The sequence below is a fragment of the Streptomyces mutomycini genome, assembly GCF_001700505.1.
In the GTDB taxonomy this organism is placed as follows: Bacteria; Actinomycetota; Actinomycetes; order Streptomycetales; family Streptomycetaceae; genus Streptomyces; species Streptomyces mutomycini.
Map to the genome: position 1 here is coordinate 1 of NZ_MAPV01000189.1, position 2,690 is coordinate 2,690.

General features: G+C 74.1%; 1 protein-coding gene. It reads right to left on the reverse strand.

Going from position 1 to position 2,690, the window contains the following annotated elements; genetic code table 11:
- On the reverse strand, window positions 1-2,401 hold a 2,401-nt coding region (locus tag BFF76_RS24745; protein WP_141695654.1), incomplete at its 3' end, for a PAS domain-containing protein.
- Between the last annotated feature and the right edge of the window lie 289 nt (window positions 2,402-2,690).

A 2,690-nucleotide genomic window follows, 5' to 3' on the forward strand; every position in this document is an offset into this window, starting at 1 on the left:
CCGCCGCGGCGGGCGGCAGCGCGAAGGCCGTACGGGGCCCCGTGGGCTCGGCCGCGGCGGCGCGTTCCTGCGCCGCGGCGAGAGCCCGGCGTGCGCGTCGCCCTCCGGGCTGCTGACCCGCCTGATCCGGCTGCGCCTGCTGACCGGGGGCCTCGGGAGAGGCGAGGGCGGGCAGCGCGGGGCGGCCGCCGCCCTGCTGGCCGGTCCGTCCGGAGGTGTTCTGCGGCACGCCCTGGGGCGGGACCGTCTGCCCGCGCTGCGGGCGGCCGCCACCCCCCTGCGCACCCTCGGCAGCCGTGACCACGGACCCCTCCGAGGGGGCGGAGGCCGCCGCAGGGAGCGCCAGCGCCTGCCGGGGCTGCTCCGCCGGGGTCGTTGCACCTGCCTCCGCGGGGCTGGGTCGCCCGCGCCTGCGACCGGAGCCCCCGCTCTGCTGAGCCGCGGTCAGTTCCTCTTCCTGCTGCCGTTCCTGCGGGGCCGTGGAATCACGGCGTGCCCTGCGCCGGCCGGTCGGCTCCGCCGCCGCGGTGTCACCGGAATCCGGACCGGCCGCTTCCGCGTCGACGGGGCTGTCCAGGAACGCGTCCGTCGACGCCCTGCGCGCCCGGCGGCGGCCGCCCTGCGTGGGCTGGGGCACGGGCTCCGCTGCGGGCTCCGGTACGGGCTCCGGTACGGCGGTCTCCTCGGGCACCGGGAGCGGCGGGGGCGCGATGGTCCCCGAGCCCGTGCCGAGCGGCACCTCCAGGACGTACGCGCTGCCGCTCATCCCCGGCATCTCGTGCGTCTGGAGCACACCGCCGTGCGCGCGTACGATCCCGCGGACGATCGGCACGTGCACCGGGTCGCCCCCGGCGAACGGCCCACGCACCTCGATGCGCACGACGTCACCGCGCTGCGCCGCGGCCACGACGACCGTGGAGTCGACGTAACCGCCGCCGGGCACCGGCCGGGCCTTGCCGGTCGAGTCGACACCGGCGACGTCGGCGACGAGATGGGCGAGTGCCGTGACCAGCCGGCCCGCGTCGACCTCGGCCTCGATCGGCGGTGCGTGGACGGCGAACTGCGCACGTCCGGGACCGATCAGCTCGACCGCGCCGTCGATGCCCGCGGTCACCACGGAGTCGAGCAGCACCGCCTGCTTGACGAGCTCCTCGGTGCCGGTGTCCAGGCGCTGGTAGCTCAGTACGTTGTCGACGAGCGTCGTCATGCGCGCGTAGCCCGCGGCCAGGTGGTGCAGGATCTGGTTGGCCTCGGGCCAGAGCTGGCCGGCCGGGTCCGCGGCGAGGGCCGAGAGTTCGCCGCGCAGTTCCTCCAGCGGCCCGCGCAGGGACTCGCCCAGCACGGCGGTCAGCTGGGCGTGCCGCGCCTCGAGGCCGGTGAGAAGCTCAGCCTGCTCCTCCAGCTCGGAGGCGTAACGCTCGGTCCGGTCCGCGCTCTCGGTCGCGTGCTGTTCGGTGAGTGCGGCGATCTCGGCCCGGTGGCTCTCGGTGAGTGCGGCGACCTCGGTCCGGTGGCTCTCGGTGAGCTCGGCGATCTCGGCGGCGTGCCGTTCGGTCAGCCCCGAGACCTCGCCGGTGTGCTGCTGCGTCAGTTCCTCGTAGGGCCTGCGGTCGGTGAACGTCATGACGGCGCCGACCAGCTGGTCCCCGTCACGCACCGGGGCGGTCGTGAGGTCCACCGGCACCTGGGCACCGCTCTTGGACCAGAGCACCTGCCCGCGCACCCGGTGCTTGCGGCCGGACCGCAGGGTGTCGGCGAGTGGCGACTCCTCGTACGGGAACGGGCCGCCCTCCGCGCGCGAGTGCAGGATCAACGGGTGCAGTTCCTGGCCGCCGAGGTCGCTGGCGCGGAAACCGAGGATCTGTGCGGCGGCGGGATTGACCAGGACGACCCTGCCGTCGGTGTCGGTGCCGACGACACCCTCCGAGGCGGCCCGCAGGATCATCTCGGTCTGGCGCTGCGAACGGGCCAGCTCGGTCTCGGTGTCGACGGTGCCGGAGAGATCCCGTACGACGAGCATGAGCAGCTCGTCGCCGGTGAAGCTGGAGTGGATGTCGCTGTACCCGGCCTGCCCGCTCTCCAGGGAGGCACTGGTGACCTCGACGGGATAGTCGGTGCCGTCCGTCCGGCGCGCGGTCATCCGCGTCGGCTTGGTCCTGCCCTGCTCGTCCGCGGCGTCCGGCCTGCGCATCGACCCCGGGATCAGCCTGGAGTCGAACTCCGGAAGCAGATCGAGCAGTCCGCGCCCCACGAGCGCGGTGCCCGGGGTCTCGAACATCTCGAGGGCGATGGTGTTGGCGTTGACGACCGTGCCGTTGCAGTTGACGAGCAGGAGCCCGTCCGGGAGGGCGTCGAGTATGGCTGCGAGGCGAGCAGCGCCTCGGGATGGCCTGCTGCTCACGAGACGCTTCCTCCCTGAATACCGCACCTTGCCGACAGCGGGCCCCATCCTGCCCCTCGGGCCTCAGGCTGTCACGGGAGGAGTCTAAAGGCAGGGAGCGTGTGGCGGGCGGCGGATGAGGGGGAGCTCTCACCAAGGTTCTGTGCACACGGTGTACGCCGGGGGCTCACACCGTGAGTGCGAGCGCCCCGTTTGACGTGCGCCGATGCGTCGCGACGGGAGTCCGGAGGCTGCCCGAAGTGCCCCTGGAACGCGGCTGAGAGGGCCCCCGAGGCGGCCTGCGTGCGCC